Consider the following 16,374-nt stretch of genomic DNA (forward strand, 5'->3'; position numbering starts at 1 on the left):
GCTAAGGGGCTGGGTAACGCACTATTTCGTGCATTATCCAAATTGACCGGCGATTCATGACCGAACTTAAGAATATACGCAATTTTTCGATTATCGCGCACATTGACCATGGCAAGAGCACGCTGGCAGATCGGTTGATCCAATTCACCGGCGGCTTAACTGCGCGCGAAATGTCCGAGCAAGTCCTTGATAATATGGATATTGAAAAAGAGCGCGGCATTACCATTAAGGCCCAGACCGTGCGCCTGAATTACACTGCCAAGGATGGCGAGACCTATCAGCTCAATCTGATGGACACCCCCGGCCATGTCGATTTCGCATATGAAGTCTCGCGCTCCCTCGCCGCATGCGAAGGCGCGCTGCTGGTGGTAGACGCTGCGCAAGGCGTGGAAGCGCAAACGCTCGCCAATGTTTACCAATCAATCGAGCACGACCACGAAATCGTCCCGGTCATCAACAAAATTGATCTTCCTGCAGCCGAGCCAGAGCAAGTTCGCGCCGAAATTGAGGATGTCATCGGAATCGACGCATCCGAAGCCGTCCTTGCCTCCGCCAAATCTGGCATCGGTATCGAGGATATCCTCGAACAAGTCGTCAAGAAAATTCCCCCTCCCAAGGGTGAGCGCGACGCGCCGCTAAAGGCATCGTTGGTCGACAGCTGGTACGATCCCTACCTCGGCGTCGTTATCCTTGTTCGCGTCATTCAGGGCGTGATTAAGAAGGGGCTGGGCGTCAAATTTATGGTTGGCGGCACCGATCATCTGATCGACCGCGTCGGCTGCTTCACTCCCAAGCGTACCGATTTGCCAGAACTGGGACCCGGCGAAATCGGCTTCATCACCGCACAAATCAAAGAGGTCGAGCAAGCCCGCGTCGGTGACACCATCACCACGCAAAAAAATGGCGCGACCGAGCCTCTACCCGGATACAAAGAAGTCCAGTCGGTCGTGTTTTGCGGTTTGTTCCCCGTCGATGCAGCCGATTTCGAAAAATTGCGCGAAAGCATCAGCCGCCTGCGGCTAAACGATGCCAGCTTTACTTTCGAAACCGAAAGCAGTGCTGCGCTGGGCTTCGGTTTCCGCTGCGGTTTCTTGGGCTTGCTGCATCTGGAGATTATTCAGGAACGTCTGACCCGCGAATATGATCTGGACCTGATCACCACTGCACCCTCGGTCGTCTACCGCATCCAGCTCAACAAATCGCGAACCGATCCGGCGCAGGAATTGTGGCTCCACAACCCTGCTGATTATCCCGACCCCAGCCGGATCGAGCAGATTGACGAGCCGTGGATCAAAGCCACCATTTATACACCGGATGAATATCTCGGCAGCATTTTGAAACTGTGTCAGGATCGTCGCGGGGTTCAGGTTGATCTGACCTATGTCGGCGGCCGCGCGCAAGTGACTTATGAATTGCCGCTCAACGAAGTGGTGTTCGATTTCTACGATAGGCTGAAGAGCATCTCACGCGGCTATGCCTCCTTCGATTACGAGCAAATCGGCCTGCGCGAAGGCGACCTGGTGAAGATGAGCATTCTGGTAAACGCCGAGCCGGTCGACGCGCTCAGCATGATTGTTCACCGCGCGGTGGCAGAGGCGAGGGGACGCGGCATGTGCGAACGGTTAAAAGACCTCATCCCGCGCCACCTGTTCAAAATCCCTGTGCAAGCAGCCATCGGCGGCAAAGTGATCGCCCGCGAAACCATCAGTGCAATGCGCAAGGATGTGACCGCGAAATGCTATGGCGGCGATATCAGCCGGAAGAAGAAGCTGCTGGAAAAGCAGAAAAAGGGCAAAGCGAAGATGCGCGAATACGGGAATGTCAGCATTCCGCAGGAAGCGTTTATCGCTGCGCTGCGGATGGGGGATGAAAGCTGAAGAACCTGTGATTTGCCAGTTGTAAAGCGACAGGTTAGACTTCCGACTCAAGTTTTGAGAAGGCGGATGTCATGCGGATAGATTTTGCTAAATCGCTTGTTGCTACGACGTGCATTGCTTGTGTTACGCTCTCATCGGGAGCTTTGGCACGACCGCTCGAGGAATCTCGTCAGGAGGCTGGAGAGACAATCGATGCCAGACCATCCAGTGGCAGCTCCTTTGAGAAACGCCAATGCGCCGACGCAGTCAAAGCACTCGCGGCAACCGACGGGAAAGATGCAGACGCTTTTGCGGTCTACGAGAGCGAAACCTGCACACAAATCCGTGAAGCCAATAAATTCGACGTGCGTGATGAGATGGCCGAGATGATCGCTATGATGCGAGAAGAAGGCATCGACTATGCGGCACAGCTATCATTGAAAGTTGCCGAATGCGATCGCAGCGTGGATAGCGCGATGCTGGAGCCGGTTCCTGAAGGAAAGGTCCGGTCAAGCCGCACCGAGTTGATGGAATTGTGCACTGCCAATGCCGAAGTTGCTCTCTATGCCGAAGGCATTGAGGCAATGAATAAAGCCCGCGATGAGCGTCACGCCGCAAAGGTTGCGGAGATCGAAGAACAGAACCGTCGAAACGAACGCGAAATTGCAGAAATTACCGCATTCAACGAGGCGGAATATCAGCGCAAGGTCGCGGAAGACAAAGCTGCTTTTGAGGCGGAGATGGCCGAATGGCGCCGCAAAGTTGCCTTGTGCGAAAGTGGAAAGCATGAGTATTGCGCCAAACCGGAGTGAGATAGGCTTCTTGGAAATCTCCATCCATAATAGGCAACTTCTGTTTATCCGGCATTAGGTTCGATCCTAAAAATTCCGCGCTAGTATTGTGCTTGATGCCATTGGAGCGGAAGCTTGCGGTGCGCGCGCGGGTGCGGCACTCTGTGGGCGGGGGATTGTCTAACCATGGTCAGAGACTTCATAGCCGCATCAGCAGAGCGGATTAAAAGCGGGCCGGTCATCGTGGGATTGCTGGTGGTTGCAGCGGTGGCGGCGCTGCAATTCGCGGCGGTTCCGGTGTTTGACCGGTTGGGGCTGTGGGTGTTTGACAGCTATCAGCGCGCGGCCCCCCGAGTATATGAAGATGCGGCGGTGCGGATTGTCGATATTGACGAGGAATCGATTGAACGGTTTGGGCAATGGCCCTGGCCGCGGACCGAGATTGCCCGGCTGACCCAACGGCTGAGCGATGCAGGCGCGGCGGCGATTGCGTTCGATATAGTGTTCTCTGAAGCGGACCGAACCTCACCCGAACAAATCGCGGACCAATTGCGACTTGGCGAAGGGAATGAGGCGCTTGCGGCGCGGCTCGCGGGATTGCCAAGTAATGATGATGCGCTTGCTGATGTTTTTGCGATGTCGCCGGTTGTAGGTGGGTTCTTCCTGCTGAAGGAGGACCGGGGCACGGCGCTGGAATTACCAGCCGGGATGGCTGTGCTCGGCTCGCCGCCAGTCGAGGTTGAGCAATATAGCGGCTCCGTCCAATCGCTACCGATCTTGCAAGACGCAGCAGCCGGGCTTGGTTCTTTGAGCATAATTGGCGACGAAGACGGCATTATCCGCAAGGCTCCGCTGCTATTTTCCCATCGCGGGCAGCTAGTCCCCTCGTTGTCGCTAGAAGCACTGCGAGTAGCCCTGGGGGCGCAAAGCGTTCTGATCAAAACAAGCGATGGCAGCGGTGAGACCGCAGGCGCAACAGGAGCAGTGGTGTCGATTAGGGTGGGTGATTTCGAAGTGCCGACTACGGCTAGCGGAGAATTGCTGTCGCGGTTCACAAAGCCGGAACCGGCGCGGACGATACCTGCCTGGCAAATCCTTTCGAAAGAAAATTCTGCGGATCAATTGGCCGAGCAAGTTGAAGGGCAAATTGTGTTTGTCGGGGCGAGTGCGACGGGATTGCGCGATCTGATCGCAACTCCGCTCAGCGACCGCGAGGCTGGCGTAACCGTACACGCACAAGCTGCCGAGCAGATAATTCTTGGCGAGTATCTGAGCCGGCCTGACTGGGCACGCGGAGCTGAGTTCTTGCTGGTTATTTTAATGGGTGGCGCGCTTGCATTGTTGCTGCCTAAACTTGGCGCAGTAATCGGTGCTTTGGTGGGATTTGCAGGGACAGCATCGGTCTATTCGGGCAGCTGGTTTGCCTTCGATAATTGGCAATATCTGCTCGATCCGACCTACCCCGTGATCGCGCTGGTGCTGGTTTATGGCGTCCAGACCTTGCTGAGTTTCCGGCATGAGGAGCAGCAGCGCGCGTATATCAGGGGGGCGTTTGACCGATATTTATCGCCGGAAATGGTGCGCCAGATTTCTGCCAATCCGGAGAAGCTGGAACTGGGCGGGGAAGAGCGCGAGATGACCGTGATGTTCTGCGATATACGCGGGTTCTCGCGGATTTCAGAGCAATATGATCCGAAGGAAGTTATCAATTTCCTGACCGGTTTCCTCACGCCGATGTGTGATATTTTGCTGGAGCGCAAAGCAACGGTCGACAAATTCATCGGCGATGCAATTTTGGCGTTCTGGAATGCACCGCTGGATGATCCCGACCAGTTTCGCAATGGAGCGAGGGCTTCGCTGCAAATGGTCGCGGCCCTCGAACAATTGAACCTCGATATGCCGGCCAAACCTGGTCAGGTCTGGCCGCCCGATGTCAAGATCGGAATCGGAATGAACGCGGGCCTATGCTGCGTCGGTAATATGGGTTCCAAGCAGCGTCTGTCCTATTCCCTTATTGGCGATACGGTCAATATCGCCTCTCGGTTTGAAGGGCTAACCAAGCAATATGGCGTGTCGATTTTGATTGGCAGCGCGCTGGCCGATCAGCTTGACGGATTTGCTTTACTTGAATTGGACCGAGTTAAAGTGGTTGGACGAGAGGCTCCCGATACTATTTTCGCCTTGCTCGGTGATGAGCTGTTTGCGACCGGCGAGACATACCAATCGCTCACCGAGCATCACTCAACGTTTCTATTTGCCTATCGCCAACAAGATTGGGCTTTGGCAACCGCAACGCTGGACGAATTTGGCGCGGTCTATAATGACGTTGGATTGTCAGCCTTAGCGCAGATATATCGCGAAAGAGTCAAACATTTGTCTGACCATCAAAAGATTGCAAATTGGGACGGTGTTTTTGCAGCAACGCAAAAATAGGCTGCGGCTCCTTATCCAAAACTGCTACCGAATTTAGCAAACCGAGCTCGGATTGTTAGGGTCATCACAATTGATAGGCTCGGATGCGGTGGGGCTGTCTGGGTCATCCTTTCCTCCAGTGGCGACCAAAATTCCGACACCGATTACGGCTACTGCAGGCAGCAATTTATCCAGAAATCCGCTCTTATTTGCATTGGTAACCCGAGGCGCGAGTTCATCTTGCAATCGTGACAATCCTCGATTGGATAATCTAAAGGGCCCTATCGGCGGTGCACCCGGACGCGGGATGTAAGCCGCCAGCGATGGCTCGTTCAGTGTCACCGTAACGCCAGCGGCGGTAACGTCTGCAAGCCCGACATCCAGACTACCGCGACTATTCACACCCGGGCCGCGCAGGACAACCAAGGTCGCCGTGTCCTTGTCGCTTTTTATGCCATCAAGAAATGGTTCTTTCTTGGCAATTTCGACCGCTTCCTTGCCGACGATACCATCTAGTGCGGTGCCGCGAATACCGATTGTTCCGACAGGTGACTTGACCGAGGCTGAGGAATTGCGGGTCTTGCGGCCTGACATGAACCGGAACGCGCCTTTGCTCACAGTTGCACCAGTGGTTCGGCTCTTGCGCGGGTCGTAAACGAAATTATCGATTGTCAGTCGCGCATTGGATGCAATCGTTAGGCTCGACCGGTCGCGCAGCAAAATCTGGACCTTGCTTTTGCTTTTGGTCCGCAAAGTATCTCCCCATGCCAATTTTTGCCGGCGAGCGATCTTTACAGGCTTTGTTATTGCGGCATTGTTCAGGCGGACATCGCCCACAACCGAGCCTGCGATGCCAACCTGAACGGGAGCAGAAGCTGCAGGAGCGACAGCCAAAAATATTGCGGCAATGCCTAGCCAAAATGGTTTGGATGTCAGGAGTTTGATGCTGGTCATTGCCTAATCCTCCGCAGCCGCAAGCGGGCAAACACTCATCGCTTGCGCCCAAAGATCTTCAGGAAAATTTTTCTTCTTGAGCTTACCAAGTTCCACCGCACCGCCAGCCTGATCGTCGATCTGACAGAGGTACACCGCGTGTAGCAGCCGCGCAGATTGTGATTTGGGGTGGAGCGCCAGCACACGTTCCAAGGTTGCGATCGCTTGAAGGATTTCGCCGCGAGAAGCTTGCTCTTGCGCGAAAAGAATTCCTGCTTCTTCGTCAACTGCAACCTCCGCCATAGCCTCGAGATCGGCGAAAGCTTCTGCTTCGGTCTCAGCGACGTTTGTGGCAGCGTCTTGCGCCAATGTTGGGGTCATCGCCGCCAGGCCCAGCACGATTGCTGAAGGCAATAGCAGTCTTTTCAATGTGTTCACAGGTCCCTCCATGCGAATTTTCTGTAATAGCACTAAAGTGGCGGTTCGGCGACCCGCTTTGGTCCAATGCTTAGGCTATGGCCCTTTGCCGGGCACGCGATCGCGATCAGAGAATAAGTCGCGCAACTTCACTTGGCGTTCAGCCTATCGCTGGCTATAGGCATCACCCATGATCACAAAACTTCCGTTATCCGGCGCACGCCGTCCTCGCTCGCTTGCTTTCGCCTGTGCCCTGATGGGCGGCACCATGTTGCTCGGCGGTTGTGCCGCATTTGGCGGCGGCGGCGATGGTGCCAAAGACACGGCCTATATCGCGCGCGATGTCGAGACTCTCTACGCTTCGGCCAAGGAACGGCTTGACCGGGGTAATGCACCGCTCGCTGCGGCCTTGTTTGATGAAGTTGAGCGCCAACACCCGTATTCGCCATGGGCGCGCCGCGCTCAATTGATGAGCAGCTTCAGCTATTACGTCGCGCGCGATTACAACAAATCGATTTCTGCCGCTCAGCGCTTTTTGTCGATCCATCCGGGTAACAAAGATGCGCCTTATGCCTATTATTTGATCGCGCTCAGCTATTACGAGCAGATCAGCGATGTGACCCGTGATCAGAAGGTTACGGAACAGGCGCTGGCCGCACTGACCGAAGTCAATCGCCGGTTTCCGACGACTGAATATGCTGCTGATGCGCGCCTGAAACTCGATTTGGTGAACGATCATCTGGCGGGCAAGGAAATGGAAATCGGGCGGTATTATCAACGCTCTGGACGCTGGCTCGCTGCCCAGATTCGTTTCCAGAATGTCGTCGAGAAGTTTCAAACTACCAGCCATACACCTGAGGCGCTCTACCGTTTGACGGAAAGTAGCCTCGCGCTGGGTGTGCCCGCAGAAGCGAAGAAATATGCCGCCGTACTCGGCGCCAATTACCCCGGTAATGAATGGTATGAAAAAGCATTTGAATTGGTGAACAAGGAAGCGCCAACGCTCGCATCAAACTGATACCGGTTTCAATAAATTAGCGCCAGTTTAAACGGGAGCTTCGATTGGCCGGGTATCTCCTCCAAAAATGTTCTTTCGCCATTGGGATCGCTGCGCTTTTCATAGCTGTACCTACATTCGCACAGGCCGGTTTTGCCGCCCAGCCAGCCAAAATTGATATCTTCGGCGCACTTGATGGCAGCCGAGATCAGATCAAGTATCTGTCGGATGACTTAACCGTCAGCATCAACGGAATTGATGCTGCTTTGAATGCCGATGGAAGCTTTAAAGCCTCCATTCCCGCCGCGTCATATTACCGAATAGATATTGGCGGCGGTGATGTGTTTGCGATGGTGCAAAGCTTTGGCGTTCAAGAAACCTATTCCGCGCAATGCGGCTGTCTCAAAATTCCAGTAATCGAGCTCGTCAGGCGCACAAAAGGCCGGGTCGAATTGTTTTTTGGCGGCGATACGATGGCGGGACGCCGTTACATTGACCCGGCACGCGGTGAACGGCAACTAATTGGGCCAGCAACTGCAGCAGATGACCTTGATCGGCTACTCGCACCGATGCGCCCCTATATCGAAAGTGCCGATCTTGCCTCGGTTAATCTGGAGACGGTGCTGGCCGATAATGTTCCGGGCGAAGCATCGCCAAAGCGCATTGTGTTTTATTCACCCACCGCTTTGGCGGGCGCCCTGACACGTGCGGGCGTTGATTACGTGACGCTCGGAAACAATCACATCAATGACTATAACGACGCAGGCATACGGTCGACCCATGCTGCGCTTGATGCGGCTGGCCTTGCCCGTTCAGGCTCCGGTTATCTGGATAGAGAAGCAGAGGCTCCGCATAAGGTAATGGTTGCTGGCGAGAAGGTGGCGATGCTTGGTTTCGTTGGTTGGCAAGGCGATTGGACACCTAATCAGGCAGCTGGTGAAACTAAAGGCGGAGCCGCTTTTGGCACGCGGGGCCAAATACGCAGAAGCGTACGGGCCGCAGCCAGAAGCGGCTATATTCCGATCCTACAATATCATGGCGGCAGCGAGTATTCTGATCGTCCGGGTACGACAACGTCTTCTCGCCTGCGCGAAGCCATCGACCAAGGTGCGCCGCTAGCGATTGGCCATCACCCGCATGTGGTGCAGGGGCTTGAGGTGCATAATGGCGGGCTGATTGCGTGGTCGATCGGCAATTTTATGTTCGATCAGGATTTCTTGGAAACACATTCCAGTTTTGTCCTTAAGGTTTGGTTGGAGGATGGCGCGTTCTTGCGCGCCGAAGTGGTGCCAATCGCGGTGGTTGATTATCGGCCCATTCCTGCTGTTGGACGAATGCGAGAGGCTACGCTGCGGCGGGTATTTTCTCTTTCATCCGAAGCAGGCACGCGGTTTGCGATGAGCGGCGGACATGCTGTAATTCGTGCCGATGGCCAGGGCGATAATATTCGCTGCGACACCGGGCACGAATCGTTCAAGCTGGATGGCTTCGGAGGTCTTTGTCACGCTGCCAAGGGTGTGCGGGTTGGCCGCGACTTGCTGCGGCGAGGGGATTTCGAAACGGCGATATTTCGCGACGCAGTAGACCGTGCGTGGGGCGCAAGGAATGCCGCAATTGGATTTTACGATAAACCAGAAGGCGGGCGCTATCTCACGCTGACAGCTGAACGAACAGGCCGACCGATGTATCTTTACCCCCAATCTTATGTGCGTGACGCATCGCAAGCCGATTATGTGATCGAAGTCATGGTCCGGGCGCCGGACGGGGTTCGGGTAGACTTTTTAGCCAAGGATCGGCCGCCGCGCGGCACCCGAGCAACTGCACGTTGGCGCGGTGATAATCTTGGGACAGTAATGGTCATGCCCGCGCAGGGTTGGCAAAAAGTCAGCCTGCCGTTCAGCCGCGAGGTGAATGAAGACGGCACTATTACAGATTTCCGACCTGCAATCGGTATCCGGCAATTGCAAGGAACTGCCGTCCCGCTTGCGAAAATCGAGCTAGACGATTTTGCACTGGTAGAATTGCAACCGAGCAGCGATCCGCAGTCAGCAAGCTTGCCCGACTGGCGCTGGACGCATGTTTACTCGCAGCCTGGCTTGACCCGCTAACGTGGAAGTGAAGCACACAATAACAGGTTTGTTCGCAAAATGTCCCAAGCATCGTGACGAGCCGTTCTGCATCGGCTAATGGTCGCACAGAACGATGCTAACGACCCTTTCCATCCGCAATATTGTGCTGATCGAGGCGCTCGACCTGAATTTTCGGGGCGGCCTTGGCGTGCTGACTGGGGAGACCGGCGCGGGTAAGTCGATCTTGCTTGATGCGCTGGGACTGGTGTTGGGGAACCGCGCCGATATGGGGCTGATCCGTGCTGGCGAACAACAGGCCAGTGCGACCGCAACTTTCGAATTTCAAACCATGCCCGCGCTTTTGAGCGAAGTGCTGGATAATGCCGAGGTCGAGATCGAACCAGGCGAGCCGTTGATCCTGCGCCGCAGGTTGAAGGCCGATGGCGGCTCCAAAGCTTTCATCAACGACCAGCCTGTGGGCGTGGCGCTGCTCCGCGCAATGGCTGGGGCGCTGGTCGAATTGCACGGTCAGCATGATGATCGCGGATTGGTTAACCCAAGGGGGCACCGTATGCTGCTCGACCGTTATGCCGGATCGGATTTGGCTGCGGTGTCATCTGCCTGGTCGATCTGGCGCGATGCGGAAACGAAGCTGGAGGCGGCGCGGGCATCCATCGTCCAGGCAAAAGAAGACGAAGATTTGCTGGTCGCGCATCTCGCAGAGCTGACCGAATTGCGGCCTGAAGTGGGCGAGGAAACACAATTGGCCGGGCTGCGGTCCGATATGCAGAAGGGCGAGCGGCTCCAAGGTGAGTTGGAAGCGCTTCGTAAAATCTGGGACGGGTCGAATTCGCCGCTTGCATCGCTGCGCAGCGCAGCGCGCAAGATGGAGCGTATTGCCGAGGAACATCCGCTGCTGGCAGAAGCCTTGGCCTCGCTTGACCGTGCCGTCATCGAAGCGGGGGAGGCTGAGGATAAGCTGACCGAGGCGGGATATACGCTGATCCATGATCCAGCGGCGCTTGATGATGCAGAAACGCGTTTGTTTGAATTGCGCGCTGCCGCCCGGAAGCATCGCTGTGAAGTCGATACCTTGCCCTCCCTGATGGCGGAAATGCGCGAGCAACTGGATGCGATTGAGAGCGGCGAAGCAGGTGTTGGGGCGTTGGCGAAAGCGGCCAAGGAGGCCGGTGATGCGTACGCATTGAAGGCGCAGGCGCTGCATGACAACCGCACCAAATGGGCTGCGAAATTGGACAAAGCCGTTGCTGCTGAGCTTGCCCCGCTGAAATTGGATGCGGCGAAGTTTCAAACGCAAGTGGAAAAACTGCCCGGGGACCGGTGGGGCGCAAGCGGCATGGACGCGGTGGAATTTCTCATATCGACTAACCCCGGGGCACCCTTTGCTCCGCTCAACAAGATTGCCTCGGGCGGCGAGTTGTCGCGCTTTATCCTCGCGTTGAAAGTTGCGCTGGCGGAACAAGGCGGTGCGGCAACGGTGATCTTCGACGAAATCGACCGCGGCGTGGGCGGGGCGGTGGCAAGTGCTATCGGCGACAGGCTGGCGCGGCTTGCGGATGGCGGGCAATTGCTCGCCGTCACACACAGCCCACAAGTGGCTGCGCGCGGCGGACAGCATTACATGATCGCGAAATCAAGTGAGGGGACGGTAACGCGAACTTCAGTCGGCTTGCTTTCCGCCGCAGAACGGCACGAAGAAATTGCACGGATGCTGTCGGGCGCGGTAGTGACGCCAGAGGCGAGAGCGCAGGCGGATCGATTGCTGGAGGGGATTTAATGGAAGTGGACGGATACAAGCCCCGGCTTTTGATAGAACGCTCACAAAGCGATTCCGATTTCTGCGAGATGATCACTTGGCGGGAATGAATGAAGCAGAAGCTGCGAACGAGTTGATGCGTCTTGCTCGCCAGATCGCGAAGCATGATGATCTCTATCACGCAAAAGATGCGCCGGAGATTTCGGATCAGGAATATGACGCGTTGCTTCGCCGCAATCGCGAGTTGGAGCAGGCGTTTCCGCATCTTGTACGGCCTGACAGCCCATCGCTAAAAGTCGGGCATGGGGTAGCTGCTTCTCCGCTGAGCAAGGTCACGCATGAGGTTCGCATGATGAGCCTCGACAATGCGTTCAATGACGAGGAAGTTGCGGAATTTGTCGCACGCGTCCGGCGCTATATGAATTTGCCTGAAGGGCAGGCGATGGCTTTCACGGCAGAGGACAAGATTGACGGTTTGTCATGCTCGTTGCGCTACGAGAACCGCATTCTGGTGCGCGCTGCGACGCGCGGTGACGGGCAGGTGGGTGAGGATGTGACGCCCAATGTCGCTCATATCTCGGATGTCCCGCAAACGCTCCCCGAAGATGCGCCCGATGTGTTTGAAATTCGCGGCGAGGTATATATGTCTCGCGCCGATTTTGCTGCACTGAATGTTGCGCAGCAAAAGGTCGATGGGAAGCTGTTTGCCAACCCGCGCAATGCGGCTGCGGGATCTTTGCGGCAGAAGGATGCTAGCGTAACGGCAAAACGTCCGCTGAAGTTCTGGGCCTATGGCTGGGGGGCGGTGGATGATCTTCCCGCTGACACGCAGGAAGGTGTTATGCGCCGGATAGAAGAGTGGGGCCTGCCGGTTTCGCCATTTCTGAAGCGCTGTGAAACACTGGAAGAAATGATCGCGCATTACCAAACCATCGCGGCGGCGCGGCCCGATCTACCCTATGAAATTGACGGCGTGGTGTTCAAGGTAAACCGGCTCGACTGGCAGAAGCGGCTTGGTTTTGTGACCAAGTTCCCGCGCTGGGCGATTGCTCGCAAGTTCCCTGCCGAGCAGGCAGAAACAACGCTGGAGGCGATTGATATCCAGGTTGGGCGAACGGGCAAGCTGACTCCGGTTGGCCGGCTTTCGCCTGTACTTGTGGGCGGCGTTACTGTCACCAACGTAACTCTGCATAATAAAGACGAGATTGCGCGGCTCGGCGTGCGGCCCGGGGACCGGGTGAAAGTCCAGCGGGCGGGCGATGTTATCCCGCAAGTTGTCGAAAACCTGACTCGCGATACGCCGCGTGAGGCCTACCACTTTCCAGATCATTGCCCTGAATGCGGCAGCGAAGCTGTGGCCGAGGAAGGCGAAGTAGACGTGCGTTGCACTGGCGGTTTGATCTGTCCTGCGCAACGAACGGAAAGGCTCAAGCATTTTGTTAGCCGTGGTGCGCTTGATATTGACGGGCTGGGCGAAAAAACCATCAACCAGTTTTTTGCACTTGGCTGGCTTGAAAGTCCGGCCGATATTTTTCGGCTCCATCAGCGCAAGGATGCGATTCTGGCGCTTGACGGTTGGCAGGATAAGTCTGTGGAAAAGCTGCTCGCTTCTGTGGAAAACAAGCGCGCACCCGATGCCGCAAGGCTGCTATTCGGGCTTGGTATTCGTCATGTGGGAGCGGTAACAGCGCGGGATTTGATGAAAGGCCTAGGGAAGATTGGCAAATTGCCGATGAGAGCGGCTGAGTTTGATCAATATCGGAAATTGAACCCTCGTGGTGAGGACGAGAAAGAAAGTCCATTTAACACCCGAATGACGGAGTCGGTAAAACGGATATTTGAACTTCCTTCAGATGGTATCGGGATCGCTGTTGCAAATTCCTTGGTCGATTTCTTCCATGAACCGCACAACGTTTCAGTCTGGGAAGATCTGCTAAGCGAAGTTAACCCGCCGCGATATGAAGTCGAAACACTCGACAGTCCGGTGGCTGGAAAAACCGTTGTATTCACCGGAAAACTTGAAACAATGAGCCGAGACGAAGCCAAAGCGCAGGCAGAGCGGTTGGGCGCAAAGGCCTCCGGGTCGGTCAGCGCGAAGACCGATTTGCTGGTCGCGGGGCCGGGTGCTGGAAGTAAGCTGAAGAAGGCCGCTGCACTGAATATCGAAGTGATTGATGAAGCCGCATGGGCGGCAATTGTGGCCGCTACTGGTTGAATCAAAGGAATTGCCCGACGAAGATTGCTGATGTGCAGGCTGATTTGCGGCACGCCGATACCAACGGCGGGCCCGGAGTGATAATCTCCGGCTTAGCCTGGTTTGCCGCGATCGATGATTACTTGCCAATCGGTGGCCTGCTGGCTGCAGTTGTCAGAATAACAGAGATCGTGACCGGTGTGGCGCTGATGGCCAAAGCTCTGAAGGCCTAATTAGACAGGACCCGTCAATTGAACACGAATATTCTCCAAGAACTCCACCCGCAGGCGATGCGAATTGCCAGTTTGCTGCGCACCCGGGGGGAGAAGGTCGCAGTCGCTGATGGCGCGACCGGCGGTTTGATCGCGGCGGCGCTGCTGACCGTGCCCGGCGCGCTTGATTTCTTCGTCGGGGGCGGGGTGGTCTATTCCTTTAGAGCGCGTGATGTCCTGTTCGGTTTGCCTCCCGAAGCCTACAAAGGCATGCGCGGGGCCAGCGAAGAATATGCCTTGCTGCAGGCGCGGTCCATCAGAGAAAATTTCTCCGCAGATTGGGGGCTGGCTGAGAGTGGTTCGGTTGGCGGTGGTAGCAGCCATCCCACCGGCGCGGATGCAGGGACCAGCTGCGCTGCGGTTGTCGGGCCGAACTGGGAATGGAGCACCGTGACTGAGACCGGCAGCGATGAGCGGATTGCCAATATGGAGGCATTTACGCGCGCTGCGCTGAAGTATTTCGAAGAGTGCCTGAACGAATTGGCTTAACTTCTGCTGCGTTTGCGCAGCCATAGAATTGACCAGTCTCCATTGACGAGGCGCTTGGCGAGGCGGAACCCGACTTTGCGATAGGCACGGCGCACCGCGCCTTCTTGCTCTGTCAGCAGTCCGGCCAGAACCACATGACCTCCATTCGAAACGCTCGCTGAGAAGTCTGGTGCTAGCTCAACCAAAGGCCCGGCTAGGATATTCGCGATCAGCAGATCATAGGGGCCGCGCACTTGCAACAACGGGTCGTCCATTCCATCGGCAATTACAATGGTGAGCTGACCCACTCGGTGTCCGATAGTGACGTTATTGGCCTCGGCATTGTCCTCGATCACTTGCGTGCATACTGCATCAATGTCGCTGGCGATGGCCTGCGCACGCGGCCACAGATCCATCGCGGCAAAAGCCAGTAATCCGGTGCCGGTGCCGATATCGGCGTGGTTACGGATGGTCACTCCGGTGCGCTTCATCAATGTGAGCATTGAGAGGCAGCCCGCGGTTGTTTCATGTTGCCCCGTGCCAAAGGCCTGGCTGGCCGGAATTGAAAAATTAGTCAGCGCGGGGTCAGCTGATGGCGGGTGGTCAGGCGTGTGGATGTAGAATTTGCCCGCGTGGATTGGCTCGACACCCTGCTGGCTGAGGGTAAGCCAGTCCTGCTCGATGACCCTTTCCGTAAAGAGCTTGGGCGCTTTGCCTTCGAATAATCCGGTGATCATCACCTTGTCAGCTTTTGAAGGATTGCGCGGCAACCACGCCTCCAACTGCCAATCATCAGGTTTATCTTCGGCAATTTCGCTTCCCGCGACAACGATTTCGAAGTCCCAATCGTCAATCTCATCATGCGCAAGCAGAGCGTCCTGCACCACTGATTTTGTCGCCAAAGCCGTGATTTTCCAGCTATCGGACATAGCTGGCGCCGTTCGCATCAAGCGTCGCACCGGTCATGCTTTCAGGGGCATCGAGCGCGCAAAAAACCGCAATGCTGGCGATCTCCTCAGGCTCGGCTACGCGTCCCAGCGGTATATCAGCAAGTAATCCCGCGCCGCCGCGGCTTTCCAGATAATCGCCCGCCATCGCAGTGTCGGTAAAGCCAGGCGTGATGGCGTAGCTGCAAATCCGGTCCTTGGCATAGGCTCGGGCGATGGTTTTGTGCATCGCCAGCATTCCGCCTTTCGCCGCCGCATAATGCCAATGGGCGGGGCTGTCGCCGCGATGGCCTGCGCGGCTGGCGATATGGACGATCCTTCCAGCCACGCCTCGCTCCTGCCAATGGCGCACTGCATAGCGAGACAATTGCGCTGAAGCGGTCAGATTGATTCTCAGTGTTTCCTCCCACCCTTCCAGCCATTCGATGTCCGAGCTGTCGAGGGGAGTTGCGGAAAACAATCCGGCGTTATTAATCAGCACATCAATCTCGCCATCTGCACGGTCCAACGCTTCCTCCCACAGCAATTGCGGGCTGGCTGGATCAGATAGGTCCGCGCCAATCGTTTGCGGATCATGCTCAGCAGTGCCGTGGCCGATTACTTTCGCGCCGCGTGTTTCGAGCAATTTACGAGTCGCTGCGCCGATGCCGCGGCTCGAGCCGGTGAGTAAGATGCATGTCATGCAAGTGCTATCCGAAAATTTGCGTGTAATGTCGAGCGTTGTGGTCCCTTTCCATCCTTGCCACAGAGGCGCAATTCGGTATGGGAGGGGGGTCACAGGGAACTTCCGGATAGGCTTATGTCGAACAGACCACTTTCACCGCATCTGCAGATATGGAAATGGGGGCCGCATATGCTGGTTTCCATCCTTCACCGCGTGGCCGGGGATGGGCTGGCGATTGTTGGCCTTGGCATGTTGTTATGGTGGCTTGGTGCGCTCGCAAGCGGGCCGGAATCCTATGACACTTTCCAAAGCTGGGTCTGGGCCGATCTGGGCTCCTTGACATTCAGCGGAATGGATATCCTTTACTCGCTGATCAAGGTTCTGCTGAAGGTGGTGATTATTGGCCTATCATGGGCGTTTTTCACCCATTTGTGCAGCGGATTGCGCCATTTCGTGCTCGATATCGGCGCGGGGTATGAACTGGACACCAATAAGATGTGGTCCATCGCCAGCCCGATTATCGCCATCCTGCTCACCGCCGCCTTCTGGGCCGCAGTACTTTACCTTTAAGGAATTG

14 protein-coding genes are annotated in these 16,374 nt (G+C 56.1%); 10 read left to right on the forward strand and 4 right to left on the reverse strand.

Annotation, left to right across the window (positions count from 1 at the left end; genetic code table 11):
- Nucleotides 1-56: 56 nt before the first annotated feature.
- The 3 genes from lepA (at nucleotide 57) to GRI36_RS07870 (ending at nucleotide 5,080) form a co-directional block, all read left to right on the forward strand.
- Nucleotides 57-1,877, forward strand: coding sequence for a translation elongation factor 4 (gene lepA, locus GRI36_RS07860; protein WP_160597957.1), 1,821 nt, complete (start codon nucleotides 57-59; stop codon nucleotides 1,875-1,877).
- Nucleotides 1,878-1,948: 71 nt separating this feature from the next.
- Nucleotides 1,949-2,668: a hypothetical protein gene (locus tag GRI36_RS07865; RefSeq protein WP_160597958.1), complete on the forward strand. Its 720-nt coding sequence runs from the start codon at nucleotides 1,949-1,951 to the stop codon at nucleotides 2,666-2,668.
- A 165-nt stretch (nucleotides 2,669-2,833) separates the two neighbouring features.
- The gene (locus GRI36_RS07870) at nucleotides 2,834-5,080 is read left to right on the forward strand and encodes a CHASE2 domain-containing protein (RefSeq protein ID WP_160597959.1); all 2,247 of its coding nucleotides are present in this window, start codon (nucleotides 2,834-2,836) and stop codon (nucleotides 5,078-5,080) included.
- A 33-nt stretch (nucleotides 5,081-5,113) separates the two neighbouring features.
- Here GRI36_RS07870 and GRI36_RS07875 read toward each other — a convergent pair whose 3' ends face one another.
- Together GRI36_RS07875 and GRI36_RS07880 are read right to left on the reverse strand one after the other, a co-directional pair.
- A complete protein-coding gene (locus GRI36_RS07875) occupies nucleotides 5,114-6,013 on the reverse strand; it encodes a FecR family protein (protein WP_160597960.1) in 900 nt (299 codons plus the stop codon).
- A gap of 3 nt (nucleotides 6,014-6,016) precedes the next feature.
- Nucleotides 6,017-6,430, reverse strand: a complete 414-nt coding sequence (locus GRI36_RS07880; protein WP_160597961.1) for a hypothetical protein — start codon at nucleotides 6,428-6,430, stop codon at nucleotides 6,017-6,019.
- 169 nt (nucleotides 6,431-6,599) lie between these two features.
- On the opposite strand from GRI36_RS07880, the gene GRI36_RS07885 reads away from it, so the two are divergent.
- From GRI36_RS07885 to GRI36_RS07910, 6 genes are all read left to right on the forward strand, one after another.
- Nucleotides 6,600-7,427, forward strand: coding sequence for an outer membrane protein assembly factor BamD (locus tag GRI36_RS07885; RefSeq protein ID WP_268893849.1), 828 nt, complete (start codon nucleotides 6,600-6,602; stop codon nucleotides 7,425-7,427).
- Between the two features lie 44 nt (nucleotides 7,428-7,471).
- Complete coding sequence (locus GRI36_RS07890; protein ID WP_160597962.1) at nucleotides 7,472-9,514, forward strand: CapA family protein; 2,043 nt, start codon at nucleotides 7,472-7,474, stop codon at nucleotides 9,512-9,514.
- Between the two features lie 94 nt (nucleotides 9,515-9,608).
- Nucleotides 9,609-11,273: a DNA repair protein RecN gene (gene recN / locus GRI36_RS07895; protein ID WP_160597963.1), complete on the forward strand. Its 1,665-nt coding sequence runs from the start codon at nucleotides 9,609-9,611 to the stop codon at nucleotides 11,271-11,273.
- Nucleotides 11,274-11,358: 85 nt separating this feature from the next.
- Entirely contained in the window at nucleotides 11,359-13,467 is a 2,109-nt protein-coding gene (gene ligA / locus GRI36_RS07900; RefSeq protein WP_160597964.1) for an NAD-dependent DNA ligase LigA, read from the forward strand.
- A gap of 32 nt (nucleotides 13,468-13,499) precedes the next feature.
- A complete protein-coding gene (locus GRI36_RS07905) occupies nucleotides 13,500-13,679 on the forward strand; it encodes a hypothetical protein (RefSeq protein ID WP_160597965.1) in 180 nt (59 codons plus the stop codon).
- Nucleotides 13,680-13,697: 18 nt separating this feature from the next.
- Complete coding sequence (locus GRI36_RS07910) at nucleotides 13,698-14,207, forward strand: CinA family protein (RefSeq protein WP_235902198.1); 510 nt, start codon at nucleotides 13,698-13,700, stop codon at nucleotides 14,205-14,207.
- Here GRI36_RS07910 and GRI36_RS07915 read toward each other — a convergent pair.
- Both GRI36_RS07915 and GRI36_RS07920 read right to left on the reverse strand, forming a co-directional pair.
- The gene (locus tag GRI36_RS07915; RefSeq protein ID WP_160597966.1) at nucleotides 14,204-15,115 is read right to left on the reverse strand and encodes a 50S ribosomal protein L11 methyltransferase; all 912 of its coding nucleotides are present in this window, start codon (nucleotides 15,113-15,115) and stop codon (nucleotides 14,204-14,206) included. The two genes, GRI36_RS07910 and GRI36_RS07915, sit on opposite strands and share 4 nt — an antisense overlap.
- Nucleotides 15,105-15,815, reverse strand: coding sequence for an SDR family NAD(P)-dependent oxidoreductase (locus GRI36_RS07920; protein ID WP_160597967.1), 711 nt, complete (start codon nucleotides 15,813-15,815; stop codon nucleotides 15,105-15,107). Before GRI36_RS07920 ends, GRI36_RS07915 begins: the two co-directional genes overlap by 11 nt.
- A gap of 117 nt (nucleotides 15,816-15,932) precedes the next feature.
- Between GRI36_RS07920 and sdhC the strand changes: the two genes are divergently transcribed.
- The gene (gene sdhC, locus GRI36_RS07925) at nucleotides 15,933-16,367 is read left to right on the forward strand and encodes a succinate dehydrogenase, cytochrome b556 subunit (RefSeq protein WP_160597968.1); all 435 of its coding nucleotides are present in this window, start codon (nucleotides 15,933-15,935) and stop codon (nucleotides 16,365-16,367) included.
- The last annotated feature ends 7 nt before the right edge of the window (nucleotides 16,368-16,374 follow it).

The organism is Pontixanthobacter gangjinensis (assembly GCF_009827545.1).
Taxonomy (GTDB): domain Bacteria; phylum Pseudomonadota; class Alphaproteobacteria; order Sphingomonadales; family Sphingomonadaceae; genus Pontixanthobacter; species Pontixanthobacter gangjinensis.

What these genes read in the sequence shown, in the direction of transcription:
- lepA (WP_160597957.1), top strand. Translation starts at nt 57, where the DNA reads ATGACCGAACTTAAGAATATACGCAATTTTTCGATTATCGCGCACATT.
- GRI36_RS07865 (WP_160597958.1), top strand. Translation starts at nt 1,949, where the DNA reads ATGCGGATAGATTTTGCTAAATCGCTTGTTGCTACGACGTGCATTGCT.
- GRI36_RS07870 (WP_160597959.1), top strand. Translation starts at nt 2,834, where the DNA reads ATGGTCAGAGACTTCATAGCCGCATCAGCAGAGCGGATTAAAAGCGGG.
- GRI36_RS07875 (WP_160597960.1), bottom strand. Translation starts at nt 6,013, where the DNA reads ATGACCAGCATCAAACTCCTGACATCCAAACCATTTTGGCTAGGCATT.
- GRI36_RS07885 (WP_268893849.1), top strand. Translation starts at nt 6,600, where the DNA reads ATGATCACAAAACTTCCGTTATCCGGCGCACGCCGTCCTCGCTCGCTT.
- recN (WP_160597963.1), top strand. Translation starts at nt 9,609, where the DNA reads ATGCTAACGACCCTTTCCATCCGCAATATTGTGCTGATCGAGGCGCTC.
- ligA (WP_160597964.1), top strand. Translation starts at nt 11,359, where the DNA reads ATGAATGAAGCAGAAGCTGCGAACGAGTTGATGCGTCTTGCTCGCCAG.
- GRI36_RS07915 (WP_160597966.1), bottom strand. Translation starts at nt 15,115, where the DNA reads ATGTCCGATAGCTGGAAAATCACGGCTTTGGCGACAAAATCAGTGGTG.
- GRI36_RS07920 (WP_160597967.1), bottom strand. Translation starts at nt 15,815, where the DNA reads ATGACATGCATCTTACTCACCGGCTCGAGCCGCGGCATCGGCGCAGCG.
- sdhC (WP_160597968.1), top strand. Translation starts at nt 15,933, where the DNA reads ATGTCGAACAGACCACTTTCACCGCATCTGCAGATATGGAAATGGGGG.